The organism is Micromonospora nigra (assembly GCF_900091585.1).
Lineage (GTDB): Bacteria > Actinomycetota > Actinomycetes > Mycobacteriales > Micromonosporaceae > Micromonospora > Micromonospora nigra.
In genome coordinates, this window is the sequence record NZ_FMHT01000003.1 from 1,422,930 (window position 1) to 1,434,826 (window position 11,897).

Genomic DNA, 11,897 nt, shown 5'->3' on the forward strand with positions numbered 1-11,897 from the left:
GTCAGGCGTCGGTCAGCCGCAGCGCGAGCGCCGGGCAGACCTTCACCGCCTTGAGCGCGCCCTCCCGCAGCCAGGTCGGCACGGGAGTGGGCGGGAAGGCGGGGTATCCGTTCTGGTCGAGGCGGATGAAGTCCGGCACGACGTGGGCGCAGAGGCCGTGTCCGTCGCACCGGGACCAGTCCAGCACGAGCTTCTGCGGGTCCGGGTCGGGCGCACCGGGCAGACCCATCATGCCCTTGACGCGGCGTCCGCAGCCCTCGCCGGTGGTGTGTTTGGCCAGGTCGTCGGCGAACACCTCCATGGCGGACAGGGCGAATCGGGACGTACCGTCGGGGTGGCTGCACGCACCACGGCCCTTGACGTCACCGGCGGCGGCCCGGACGACCTCGACCGGCGCGCTGCCGGAGACGGCCAGGTCGACGGCGCGGGCCAGGTCGGGCAGGCCGCGCTTGCACGGGCCGCACTGCCCGGCGGACTCCCCGGCCAGGTAGCGCACCACCTGGGCGGCCTCGCCGAGGGGGCAGGTGTCGTTGCCCAGTGGGACGATGATGCCCGCTCCCAGGGTGCCGCCCACCCTGGTCAGGCCTTTGCGGGAGATCTCGGCGGTGTCCGCCGACTGCTGGGTGATCCACTTGCCGTGGTAGCCGCCCATCAGGATGCCCGGACCGTCGGGCACCTCGCACAGGTCGAGGATCTCCCGCAGCGGGGTGCCCGCCGCACACTCGACGACCGCCTGGCGGGCGGCCGCGCCGGTCACCGTCAGCAGGACGGTGCCCGGTTCGTCGTCGGTGCCGAGCGCCGCGTACTCGTACGGGCCGAGGCGGGCGGCGATGGCCAGTTGCGCGTACGTCTCGGCGTTGCTGAGCAGGGTCGGCAGGTTGCGTACGCCGGAGTCACTGGACCGCTTCTTGGTGCCGGGCGGGATGTGTGGCAGGCCGTTGATGCCGTTGACCAGGGCGCCGCCCTCGCCGGAGATGAACCGGTGCGGCACCGTGACCACACTGGTCGGTGCGGGCATCGGGCGTTCGTCGAGGGCCTCCAGCAGGGAGTCCCGGCCGACGAGGTCGTCGGCGACGCAGAGCACGATCTCCTCGGCGTCCAACGCGAACGCGGCGAGTGCCGCCCCGTCGAGAATCAGGTGCGGGGCCCGGGTGAGCAGCACCTTGTCCTTCCAGCTGGCGGGCTCCCCCTCGCTGGCGTTGACCACCACCACGGGCGGCAGGTCCTGCCGCTCGCAGGACTCCAGCACCGCGCGCAGCTTCCTGGCGAACGGGAAGCCCGCGCCGCCCTTGCCCTTGAGCTGGACGCCCTCGGCCAGCCGCAGCAGGTTGGCCGGCTCCATCGGCCCGATCGGGCCGTGCACCAGTTCGTGCGCCCGCAGGTCGAGCCGACCGAACTCGGCGAACCCGGCGGTGAGTCGGGGTTCGCCGACGCAGGCCACCGGAGGCACCGTCGTGCGCATCACCTCGCTTCACCCCGCAGCCCGGCCCAGTACGCCCCGTCGACCGCGTCCGCGTTGGCGCGACGGCGGCGCGGGTCCCTGGCGGATCGCCGCGCCTCGCGTCGGGAGGCCAGGTCGACCAGGGTGGGGGTGTCGTCGGCCGGCACGTCGTCGGTCAGGTACCGCGCCGGCGGCCGCCAGTAGTCGGGTTCCTCCTCCGGCAGGTCGTCGTCGACGCTGTGCCGGCCGCCACCGCTGCGCGGCGCGGCGGAGATCGGGCTGCCGGAGATCGGGCCGGCCGAGATGGGCCGGCCCGCGGTCCAACGACGCGGGCTGTCCCAGGGCTCCTCCGGCTCGTCGAGGGGCTGCGGCGGGGCCGAGTAGCGGGTGCCGGCGTCCACGTCGGAGCGGGACCGGCGCGAGGGAGCGTCCTCCTCCTCGCGGCGACGCCGACGGGCGGGCTCCTCCTCCCGCAGATCCTCGTCGCGGCGCGACGCTCGGCGGCCGACCGACTCGTCGGCACGCCGGGAGCGACGGACAACGGGCTCCACGTCCTCCTCGCGGCGGGAGCCACGGACGACCGGCTCCACGTCCTCCTCGCGGCGGTATCGGCGGGCGGTCTCCCGTTCCTCGGTCTTCCGGCGGGCGGAACGGCCCGTCGCCGGCTCCAGGTCCTCGGCACGCTGGCGGCGGCCCGGCCGCACCGGTTCGCGCAGGGTCCCCGGTTCGGGGACCACCGGCACCGTGAACCGCTCGGGGTCGGTGCGCCGGACGGTGGGTCCGGCCCAGGTGCCGGAGGTGCTGTCGGCCCAACTCGTCTCACGGGCGGTCCGCTTCTCCCGGCGTTCCTCGTCCTCCCCACGGCGTCGGGTGATCGCGCCGAGCAGCAGGTTGCCCCGGGTGTCCTCGCTGCCCCTGCCGGTCATCACGGCGTTGAGCACGGCGGCCTGCTGCTGCTCGCGGCTGGTCCGTTGCAGGGCCACCGAGAGACGCACCAGCAGCGCCACCACGACCAGCAGGACACAGGCCAGGTAGCTCAGGGTCACCCAGGACGTGGCGGGTCGGCCCGCGTTCAGGCCGTGGACGATGGCGAACGGCCAGGAGGCGTACGCGGTGGAGTGCAGCACCCGCCACAGCCACTTCGGGCCGACGCCGGCGAACCGGGCGCGGATGAGGCCGGTCCACAGCACGCTGACCATCAGCAGGGCGGCGACGGTGCCGAGTCCGACGTAGATGCCCCGGCCGCCGACGAAGGGCACGAGCGCGTCGGTGGGGCCGGCCCGACCACTGGCGATCTTCGTGATGACGTGGAAGACCAGCCCGGCGACGCCGAGGATGCCGGTGGCCCGGTGGGCGGACTGGAGCAGCACCCGATGCCGGATGAGCAGCACCAGCCGATCGGTGGCGAGCAGCCCCATCATCACGGTCAGGCTGAGCGACACGAGGGCGATCACGCCCGCGAAGAACTCGGTGAAGAAGAAGCCGTACGCGTACGCCGTCTGCGCGGCACCGGTCAGCATGGTGACCGCCCACAGCGCCGCGAGCGCGGAGGCGCCCAGCAGGATCACCGTCGAGCGGGATGCTGTGCGGACCCCCCGGCTGGACGAGGCGGTGCGGACGGTCGTCGGCTTCTCGTTCTGCTTGGCCCGGGCCATCTGCTCCTCGATCGTCTCGCGGCGGCACACCGCCGGCCGACCCTTTTCCGTCCACGGGTACGCAGCCCGGGCACGGTCGGATCAGCGACGGCGGGAACTTTTTCCGCGAGTTGTCGAACCGGCCCGTCTCCGGCTGCGTGTAGCCGCCGCCGGCGCCCTGCGCGAGCAGTCAGGCGACAGTGACCACTCTCCATGCGTTGACAGTTCTTGCAACGCGCTCGTAATCTTGCCGCAACCTTTCAGTCGGGTTTGCAAGATCCCGGCAGCGTCGCCCGTTCCCCCAGCTCCGACCCGTGCTCCATCCCCCGTCCCGCAGCCCCCCCGCCCCCAGGAGTACCGATGCATCGACGCAGATCTCGCCTCGCGATCGCCACGTTGGGTGTGATCGCGAGCCTCCTCGCCCCGACCGTCGTCGCCGCGAGTCCCGCCGCCGCAGCCCCCAGCGGCGGCAAGAAGGTCATCGCCAACCTGTTCGAGTGGACCTGGCCCTCGGTGGCCAGCGAGTGCACGAGCACGCTCGGCCCCAAGGGATACGGCTACGTCCAGGTCTCCCCGCCGCAGGAACACGTCCGGGGCAACCAGTGGTGGGTGGCCTACCAGCCGGTCAGCTACCGGATCGAGTCCCGCAAGGGCACCCGGGCACAGTTCAGGTCCATGGTCGACACCTGCCACGCGGCAGGCGTGAAGGTGATCGTGGACGCGGTCGTCAACCACATGTCCGGCCAGGACAACGGCGGCACCGGCTGGGCCGGCTCGTCGTACGGGCACTACAACTACCCGGGCATCTACTCGGCGCAGGACTTCCACTACTGCGGTCGCAACGGCGGCAACGACATCGCCAACTACAACGACCGGTTCGAGGTGCAGAACTGCGAACTGGTCAACCTCGCCGACCTCAAGACCGGTTCGGACTACGTACGCAACCGCCTCGCCGCGTACCTCAACGACCTGCTCTCCCTCGGGGTGGACGGCTTCCGGATGGACGCCAGCAAGCACATGCCGGCCGCCGACATCGCCGCCATCAAGAACCGCCTGTCCCGGCCGGCGTACATCGTGCAGGAGGTCATCTACGGCGCGGGTGAGCCCATCCAGCCGTCCGAGTACACCGGCAACGGCGACGTGCACGAGTTCCGCTACGGCAAGGACCTGGCCCGGGTGTTCCGCTCGGAACGACTCGCCTACCTGCGCAACTTCGGCGAGGGCTGGGGCCACCTGCCCAGCGGCGTCGCGTCGGTGTTCGTGGACAACCACGACACCCAGCGCGATGTGGGCGGGGTGCTGACCTACCGGGACCGGGGCGTGTACGCGCTGGCCAACGCCTTCATGCTGGGCTGGCCGTACGGGTCGCCGACGGTGATGTCCAGTTACACCTTCACCAACCGTGACGCCGGCCCGCCGTCGGACGCCAACAACAAGACCCGGGCCACGACCTGCTACTCGGGATGGGAGTGCGAGCACCGCTGGCCGGTGATCGCCAACATGGTCGGCTTCCGCAACGCCACCGAGGGCACCGGCGTCAGCAACTGGTACGACAACGGCAACAACCACATCGCCTTCAGCCGCACCGGCAGGGGCTACCTCACCCTCAACGACGAGGACTACGCGATCACCGGTCGCTCGTACTACACCGGGCTGCCGGCCGGCCGCTACTGCGACGTCATCCACGGCACCTTCAGCAACGGCACGTGCAGCGGGCCGGTGATCACCGTGGACGGGAACGGCTGGTTCTCCGCCACCGTCCCCGCCAAGGACGGGATCGCCATCCACGTGGGCGCGCGCCTGAGCTGACCGGGCAGGTGCCAGCGGGCCCCCGCCGACCGGAGCGATCACCGGCCGGCGGGGGCCGTTCCCCACCACGTCGTGGCGCCGTTCCACCCATCCCGCCGCCGACGGCGATTACACTCCCAATGTGGCGTTTGACCGATTCGAGCGGCAGTGGTTGGGCGGTGTGTTGGGCGTGGCCGTGCTGCTGGCCGGCGCGGGCTTCACCGGCTACGCGCTGACCCCGACACCCGCGCCCCCACGATCCGCCCTTCCGGCACCCGTGGCCTCCGCCGACGTCGTCGCCCCGACCGGGGCGCCCACGCAGCCCGTCGCGCCCGCCGCGCCCGCTCCCGACGGGCTGCCCGAGATCACCTACGATCCCGCGCCGGACGGCTTCCCCGCCGACCCGGACACCCTGAGCACCACACCGCTGACCGAGGGCCTGCGCCCCACCCGCCGGCTCGCCGCGTACGACGCGCCGGGCGGCCGACCCCTGGCCTTCCTCATGCCCACCATCAGCGGGGTGGACCTGACCGTGCCGGTCGCGCGGCGCGACGCCGGCTGGACGGCGGTGCTGCTGCCGTCGGCGAACCGCCGGCTGGCCTGGCTGCCGCCCGGTGGCTTCACCACCGTTGCGCTGCGCGACCAGCTCGTGATCGAACGGGTGCCGCACCGGATCACCTGGTACCGGGCCGGGCGGGCCATCCGCTCCTGGAAGGTCAGCCTCGGCCAGCGCGGACAGGAGACCCCGCTCGGGCGGACCTTCATCCTCGGCCGGACCCCGCCGCCGGAGAGCGTCTACGGCGGGGTCGACATCTTCGCCCTCGGCGCCGTGCCCGACGACCCGGACGCCGTGCCGGCGGGCCTGCGCGGCGCGCACATCGGCATCCACACCTGGCACCACGACGGGGAACTGGGCCGCGACACCACCAACGGCTGCATCCGGCTGACCCCCGGCGGGCAGCGGGAACTGCTCGCGGAGCTGCGCGACGGCACCCCCGTGGTCGTCGTCGACGCGCTCCCCGCCCCGCCCCCGACCGCCTGAATCCCGACCGCGTACGGCCGAGACCGCCCCACCGAGCGGGACGGGCGCCCGTCAGCCGTGGTCAGCGGTCTTTGGCGCGGTCGGATGCGCGCCGCGAGTACGCTGACCTTCGCCCCTGGCATGAGATCAGGCTGCGGGGGTATGACGGGAACATGAGGGCGAGTTTCCGGCTTGGCCGGATCGCGGGCGTACCCGTCGGCGTCAACTGGAGTGTCCTGGTCATCTTCCTGCTGATCGCGTGGGGGCTGTCGGCCGGTCAGTTCCCCCGCTCGTACCCCGATCAGCCGGTCGTCTTCTACGTGCTCGCCGGGCTCGCGGCGGCCGTGGTGTTCTTCCTCGGCCTGCTCGCCCACGAGGTGTCGCACGCGGTGGTCGCCAAACGCAACGGCCTCGCCGTCGAGGGGATCACCCTGTGGCTGTTCGGCGGCGTCGCCGAACTGCGGGGCGAGGCGAGGGATCCGGGCGCGGAGCTGCGCATCGCGGGGATCGGCCCGCTGGTCAGCCTCGTCATCGGGGTGTTCTTCGGCGGGGTGGCGGTGGTGCTCGCCGCAGCCGGCGTCGAGGGGCTGCTGCTCGGCGCGCTGGCCTGGCTCGCCGGCATCAACATCCTGCTGGCGGTGTTCAACATCCTGCCGGCCGCGCCGCTGGACGGCGGACGGCTGCTGCGCGCGGCGGTCTGGAAGGCCACCGGCGACCGGACGAAGGCATCGGTGGTCGCGGCCCGCGCCGGTCGGGTGCTCGGCGCGCTGCTGATCGGTCTGGGTCTGTGGCAGTTCCTGGTCGGCGCCGGCTTCGGCGGGCTGTGGCTGGCCCTGATCGGCTGGTTCCTGATCGGCGCCGCCGGCATCGAGGAGCGGCAGGCCCGGATGGGCAGCGCGCTGCGCGGCGTGCGGGTCGGCGACGTCATGACGCCGCAGCCGCAGACCGCTTCCGGCGAGCTGACGGTGGCCGACTTCGTGGACAACTACCTGTTCGCGTACCGACACTCGGCCCTGCCGCTGACCGAGCAGGGACGGCCGGTCGGCCTGGTCACCCTCGACCGGGTACGCGGGGTGCCGACCGAGCAGCGCGGCACGACGACCCTGTCGACGGTGGCCTGCCGGGCGGACGAACTGGTGCTGGCCTCCCCCGACGAGCAGCTCACCGACCTGCTCCCCCGGCTCAGCGAGTGCACCGACGGGCGGGCCCTCGTCGTGGTCGACGGCCGGCTGGTCGGCATCGTCTCGCCCAGCGACATCAGCCGGGCGGTGCAGCGCGGCAGCCTGCGCGACCAGCTCGACGCGGGCCGCCTCGACGCGGGCCGCTGAGCGGCCCAGCCCGCGGCACCGACCGACCGGGCAGGGCCGCCCACCAGTGCCGGGGATGCGCGGGGCGGCGCGGTCAGCGGGGCAGGTGGCGGTCCAGTTCGGCGGTGGCGAACACCCCGTTCGGGTCGAGGCGACGCCGCAGGGCACGGAAGTCGTCCCACCGGGGATAGGACGCGGCGAGGGCCGCCGCGTCCACGCCGAACACCTTGCCCCAGTGCGGGCGCGGGTGAAACGGCGCGAGCACCCGCTCCACCTCGGCCACGACCGGCAGCACCCGGGCGGCGTCGGCGATCCAGGTGAAGTGCACCGCGAGGCTGTCCCGGTCGTGGTTCGGGCTGAGCCACAGCGGGTCGGCGGCGACGGTACGCAGCTCGCTGACCTGGAGAACCGGCGTGATCAGGTGGGCGACGCCGTCGAGAGCGGCGAGTGCCCCGGCGGCCTTCGCGCGGGGCAGGTGGTACTCCGACTGGAGTTCCTCGCCGCTGCTGGGCGTGAAGCCGAGCCGGAAGTGCGGAAGCCGCTCGTGCCAGGGGCCGGGCTCGCCTAGCTGTGCGGTGCAGTTCTGCGCCGGCATGCCGGGCACCGGGTGACACGGCCCCTCGGCCGCCCTGGTGCCGAGCCAGTCCGCCGGGGGCGGGGGCTGGTCCGCGAGCTGCTTGCGCCAGACCTGGGTGCCGCGCGCCCCCCGCCAGTCGGTGAAGACGCTGACGCTGTACGCCGAGGCGAACGCCTCGTCCAACGCCGGACGGGGCAGGCCCAGGCACACGTACTGCCGCAGGTCGTACGTGGGCACCACGTCCAGGGTGACCCGGGTGACCACGCCCAGCGCGCCGAGGGAGACCACCATGCCGGCGAAGTCGGGGGTGCCCCGGTCGACGGTCAGCAGGTCGCCGTCGGCGGTGACCAGTTCCAGCCCGGTCACGGCGCTGGCGAGGTTGCCCGTGGCGTCCCCGGAGCCGTGGGTGCCGGTGGCGACGGCCCCGGCGACCGAGATGTGCGGCAGGGACGCCAGGGCGGGCAGCGCCCAGCCCCGCGCGTGCAGCCAGGTGGCCAGGTCGCCGTAACGAATCGCGGCGGGCACGTCGACGGTGCGCCGGTCCTCGTCGAGGCGCACCTGCCCGGGCAGCCCCGCGAGGGACACCAGATCGCCGTCGGTGTCGCCGAGCCGGTTGAAGGAGTGCCCGGTGCCGACGACGCGAAGCCGGTCGCTGCCGGCCACCAACCGGCGCAGCTCGTCCACGGCGGAGGGCCGGTGGTACGCCCGGGCGGCGTACCGGACGTTGCCGGCCCAGTTGGTGGGCGGCATCGCGGGCGCGGTGGGGTGGGATGGCGGCACGGGTACCCCTTCGATCGGCGGCGGTTAGCGTCGGCCTCGTCGGGGAACCCTACGCCGATGAGCAGCTACCGCGATCCCGCCCTCCGGGGCGACGTGTACCCCTCCGAGGAGGAGATCGACCCGGCTGGTGCGACCACCCCCGGCCCGCAGCCGACGCCGGCCCCGTCGCCCGCGCCGACTCCGGTGCCGACTCCCGGCCCGCCGCCACGGCTGACCGGGGACGGTCGAACGTGAGCCGCTGACGCGCCCGGCACCGACCGCACGGTCGCGCCGCCGTCAGAGCTGGGGCATCACCTCGGTGGCGACCAGGTCCAGGTGGTCCAGGTCAGCCAGGTCGAGCACCTGGAGGTAGAGCCGGCGGCTGCCGATCCCGGCGTACCTGCCGATCGTGTCGACGACCTCGGCGGGCGTGCCGGCCAGCCCGTTCTCGCGCAGCTCGGCGGGCTCCCGGCCGATGGCGGCGGCCCGGCGGGCCACCTCGGCGTCGTCCCGGCCGCAGCACAGCACCAGGGCGTTGGACCACATCAGCTCGGCCGGATCCCGGTCGATGGCGGCGCAGGCGGCGCGGACCCGCTCGAACTGGGCGGCGGAGTCCGCGAGAGAGGCGAAGGGCAGGTTGAACTCGTCGGCGTACCGGGCCGCGAGCCGGGGCGTGCGCCGGGGGCCCATGCCGCCGAGCAGGATGGGCGGGCCGGGCTGCTGCACCGGCTTGGGCAGGGCCGGCGATCCCGTCACCGGGTAGTAGCGCCCGGCGAAGTCGAAGTTCTCCCCCACCGGGGTCCGCCACAGCCCGGTGATGACGGCTAGCTGCTCCTCGAGGCGGTCGAACCGCTCCCCCAGTGACGGGAACGGGATGCCGTACGCCTCGTGCTCCTCGGCGTACCAGCCGGTGCCGATGCCCAGTTCGACCCGGCCGCCGCTCATCTGGTCCACCTGCGCGACGGTGATCGCCAGGGGGCCGGGCAGCCGGAACGTGGCCGCGCTCATCAGCGTCCCGAGCCGGATCGTGCGGGTGTCACGGGCCAGCCCGGCCAGCGTGGTCCACGCGTCGGTGGGGCCGGGCTGGCCGCTCACCGAGCCCATCCTGAGGTAGTGGTCCGAGCGGAAGAAGGCGTCGTAGCCCGTCTCCTCGGCACGGCGGGCCACGGCGAGCAGGTCGTCGTAGGTGGCGCCCTGCTGGGGTTCGGTGAAGATCCGCAGTTCCATGTGGTCGAGCATATGGACAACGGTCAGGGCGTCGCGCGCCGAATGGCGAGGTAGCTGAGCACGGCGAGCGGCAGGGTGAGCAACGCCGGCCAGCCCACCAGCAGGGCCGCGCCGGACTGGTCGGCGAACCAGCCGCCGACCGCCGGCCACCAGCCCCGCCAGGTGGCGAGTACGGCGAGCCCGCCGAACCCGACCAGCGCGACCGTGCTCAGGGTGAGCATGCCGTTCACCCCCCAGCGCTTGAAGACCAGGGCGATGGCGATGCCGAGAAAGCCGAGCAGCAGGAACGGGACCGCGAAGGCGAGGAACCGCAGCGCCGGGTTCTCCACCCAGCCGAACGGCAGGCCGAAGAAGCGCAGGCCGATGCCCCAGCCGTTGGTGGCCTGCTCGACGAGCGTCAGCAGGTAGAGCACCGCCGCGTAACTGATCGCCTGACCGACGAGCTGAAGCACGTTGCCGAGGTAGAAGCTGCGGCGCGTGATGCCCAACCCGATGGCGAACGGGAACTCCTGGGTGATCGAGCTGACGCAGGCAACGAACATCACGACATAGATGCTGGCCAGTCCCCCGGTGATCGGTTGCCCGGCGCCGGTGGGCTCGTTGATGGTGGCGAACAGCGCCAGGTTGATGAGGAAGCTGAGGGCCAGGATCCCCCAGGGCCAGCCGACCACGCCGGGCCAGGCGACGAACTGGAGCCGGGCGACCGTCAGGGCACGGTTCATCGGACAGCCTCCTCGTTGGTCGCGCCGACGCCCGGTGCGTGGCCGTGGTGCGACGTGGTCAGACGGACGACGATGTCCTGGAGCGAGGCCGCTTCGAGGCCGAGGCCCAGGGACCGGGCGCGGTCGTGGTCGGGCGGGCCGAAGTCACCGCGTACGGTGGCTCGGGCGGTTCCACCGAGGAGCACCCGGTGCAGTTCGGTGCAGGTACGGGCGAACTCGTCCACCTTCGCGACGGGGCCGGAGACGGTGACCACCTGGCCGCGCAACGCCTCCGCCTCGACGTCGAGCAGCAGCCGACCCTGGTCGATCAGGAGCACGTGCTCGATCAGGTCGCTGACCTCGTCGATGAGGTGGGTCGACAGCACGATCGTGCGGGGGTGTTCGAGGTAGTCGGCCAGCAGGCGGTCGTAGAAGAGCTGCCGGGCGACGGCGTCCAGGCCGAGGTAGGGCTCGTCGAAGAAGGTCAGCGGGGCCCGCGAGGCGAGGCCGACGATGATGCCGAGCGCGGAGAGCATGCCCCGGGAGAGCTTGCGGACGTTGCGTTGCCGCGGCAGGCGGAACTCGTCGACCAACCGCTGGGCGAACTCCTCGTCCCAGTCCGGGTGGGCCAGGTCGGCAGCCCGCAGGACGTGCGCCACCCGCAGGTGCGACGGGTAGGTCTGGCTCTCCTTGATGAAGGAGGTCCGGGCGAGCACGCGCTCGTTCTCGTACGGGTGCTGGCCGAAGACGCAGACGTCCCCGCTGGTGGCGAAGTTCTGTGCGGTGAGAACCTGCATCAGGGTGGTCTTGCCGGCGCCGTTGCGCCCCAGCAGGCCGTAGATCCGGTTCTCGGTCAGCGAGAAGCTGACCCCGTCCAGCGCGGTGACGTCCCGGTACCGTTTCGTGAGGTCGGTGACGGTGACCACCGGGCTCATCAGCTCTCCTCCCAGCCGTCGATCATGTTCTTGAGTTCCGCCGGGTCGATGCCGAGCTTGCGCGCCTCCACCAGCAACGGTCGGACGTACTGCCGGGCGAACTCGTCACGGCGCCGGCCGCGCAGCTTCGCACGGGCGCCGGGAGAGACGAACATGCCGATTCCTCGCTTCTTGTAGAGAGTTCCGTCGTCGACCAGCTTGTTGACCCCCTTCGCGGCGGTCGCGGGGTTGATCCGGTGGAAGGCCGCCAACTCGTTGGTCGAGGGCACCTGGCTCTCCTCGGGTAGCGCCCCGTCGAGGATCGAGTTCTCCAGCAGCTCCGCGATCTGGAGGAAGATCGGCCGGCCTTCCTCCATCACGCCAGCCGTCCCGACCCGCCGCCAGGGTTCGTCGGTTCATTACTCATGTAACTAACCATGCAACCCTGGTGGCCCCGCTGTCAAGGCACAAGCGTGGGCGGGCCCGACCTGGGTCGGCCCCGCCCACGCCACGCCCGCCCGGTCCGGG

Annotated in this window: 11 protein-coding genes; 4 read left to right on the forward strand and 7 right to left on the reverse strand. The window is 72.6% G+C overall.

All coding sequences use genetic code 11. The annotated features are described in order from the left end of the window. Position 1: 1 nt before the first annotated feature. Together GA0070616_RS05670 and GA0070616_RS05675 are read right to left on the reverse strand one after the other, a co-directional pair. On the reverse strand, positions 2–1,465 hold the full coding sequence (locus tag GA0070616_RS05670; RefSeq protein ID WP_091077385.1) for an NADH-quinone oxidoreductase subunit NuoF family protein: 1,464 nt from the start codon (positions 1,463–1,465) through the stop codon (positions 2–4). Next, positions 1,462–3,126: a ferric reductase-like transmembrane domain-containing protein gene (locus GA0070616_RS05675; protein ID WP_245712671.1), complete on the reverse strand. Its 1,665-nt coding sequence runs from the start codon at positions 3,124–3,126 to the stop codon at positions 1,462–1,464. Before GA0070616_RS05675 ends, GA0070616_RS05670 begins: the two co-directional genes overlap by 4 nt. A gap of 309 nt (positions 3,127–3,435) precedes the next feature. On the opposite strand from GA0070616_RS05675, the gene GA0070616_RS05680 reads away from it, so the two are divergent. The 3 genes from GA0070616_RS05680 (at position 3,436) to GA0070616_RS05690 (ending at position 7,212) form a co-directional block, all read left to right on the forward strand. Beyond that, on the forward strand, positions 3,436–4,884 hold the full coding sequence (locus GA0070616_RS05680) for an alpha-amylase (protein ID WP_091077389.1): 1,449 nt from the start codon (positions 3,436–3,438) through the stop codon (positions 4,882–4,884). Positions 4,885–5,005: 121 nt separating this feature from the next. Further along, on the forward strand, positions 5,006–5,905 hold the full coding sequence (locus GA0070616_RS05685) for a L,D-transpeptidase (RefSeq protein ID WP_245712672.1): 900 nt from the start codon (positions 5,006–5,008) through the stop codon (positions 5,903–5,905). A gap of 152 nt (positions 5,906–6,057) precedes the next feature. Then, positions 6,058–7,212, forward strand: coding sequence for a site-2 protease family protein (locus tag GA0070616_RS05690; protein WP_091077393.1), 1,155 nt, complete (start codon positions 6,058–6,060; stop codon positions 7,210–7,212). 73 nt (positions 7,213–7,285) lie between these two features. Here the strand turns inward: GA0070616_RS05690 and GA0070616_RS05695 are convergent, their stop codons facing one another. Next, positions 7,286–8,518 carry a D-arabinono-1,4-lactone oxidase gene (locus tag GA0070616_RS05695; RefSeq protein ID WP_091077396.1) on the reverse strand — a complete coding sequence of 411 codons (1,233 nt, stop codon included), beginning with the start codon at positions 8,516–8,518 and terminating at the stop codon, positions 7,286–7,288. Positions 8,519–8,605: 87 nt separating this feature from the next. On the opposite strand from GA0070616_RS05695, the gene GA0070616_RS27990 reads away from it, so the two are divergent. Beyond that, positions 8,606–8,782, forward strand: coding sequence for a hypothetical protein (locus GA0070616_RS27990; protein ID WP_175439933.1), 177 nt, complete (start codon positions 8,606–8,608; stop codon positions 8,780–8,782). A 42-nt stretch (positions 8,783–8,824) separates the two neighbouring features. Here GA0070616_RS27990 and GA0070616_RS05700 read toward each other — a convergent pair whose 3' ends face one another. From GA0070616_RS05700 to GA0070616_RS05715, 4 genes are read right to left on the reverse strand one after another with little or no spacing between them, the layout of a single operon-like run. Then, the gene (locus GA0070616_RS05700; RefSeq protein ID WP_091089985.1) at positions 8,825–9,754 is read right to left on the reverse strand and encodes an LLM class F420-dependent oxidoreductase; all 930 of its coding nucleotides are present in this window, start codon (positions 9,752–9,754) and stop codon (positions 8,825–8,827) included. A gap of 23 nt (positions 9,755–9,777) precedes the next feature. Next, the gene (locus tag GA0070616_RS05705) at positions 9,778–10,476 is read right to left on the reverse strand and encodes a hypothetical protein (protein WP_091077399.1); all 699 of its coding nucleotides are present in this window, start codon (positions 10,474–10,476) and stop codon (positions 9,778–9,780) included. Further along, positions 10,473–11,390, reverse strand: a complete 918-nt coding sequence (locus GA0070616_RS05710; protein WP_091077403.1) for an ABC transporter ATP-binding protein — start codon at positions 11,388–11,390, stop codon at positions 10,473–10,475. The genes GA0070616_RS05705 and GA0070616_RS05710 overlap by 4 nt, the downstream gene beginning before the upstream one ends. Continuing rightward, on the reverse strand, positions 11,390–11,746 hold the full coding sequence (locus tag GA0070616_RS05715; RefSeq protein WP_091077407.1) for a GntR family transcriptional regulator: 357 nt from the start codon (positions 11,744–11,746) through the stop codon (positions 11,390–11,392). Before GA0070616_RS05715 ends, GA0070616_RS05710 begins: the two co-directional genes overlap by 1 nt. Between the last annotated feature and the right edge of the window lie 151 nt (positions 11,747–11,897).